General features: G+C 68.9%; 1 protein-coding gene. It reads left to right on the forward strand.

All coding sequences use genetic code 11. The annotated features are described in order from the left end of the window. Positions 1-563 (forward strand): right-handed parallel beta-helix repeat-containing protein (locus tag AC2EAQ_RS18915; protein ID WP_484645994.1); only part of this gene is annotated, 563 nt, incomplete at both ends.

Raw genomic sequence — 563 nt, forward strand, 5'->3', positions numbered from 1 at the left:
GCCGCGCCCCTGACCTTCGCCGACTGGGGCTCCGGCGCCCTGCCCGTGTTCAACACCCCCAGCGGCACCACCTTCAGCTTCGGCATGTACGGCGAGACCGTCCAGGACGGCGGCTACACCTTCCGCAACCTCAAGTTCGACGGCCGCGGCACCGGCCAGTGGGGCGCCTTCGTCCAGGCCGGCACCCGCGACGTCGTCTTCGACGGCGTGGAAATCGCCAACTTCGCCATCGGCATCCATGCCCAGCAGGCCGGCGGCGCCACCAACGAGCGCCTGACCATCCGCAACTCGTTCCTCCACCACAACCGCGAACACGGCTTCCTCGGCGACTCCAACGGCCTGCTCATCGAGGGCACCCGCTTCGAGGACAACAACCCCAGCGGTGGCGGCTTCGAGCACGGCGCCTACCTCGGCGGCCACTCCAACAGCCTGACCGTTCGCAACAACATCTTCCGCCGCAACTCCGTCAACGCCGCCACCGGCCGCTGCGACGGCGGCAACCTCACCATCCACGGCCAGCACGAGGCCCTCACCATCGAGGGCAACCTCATCGAGCAGGCCAG

Source organism: Aquabacterium sp. T101, assembly GCF_057219775.1.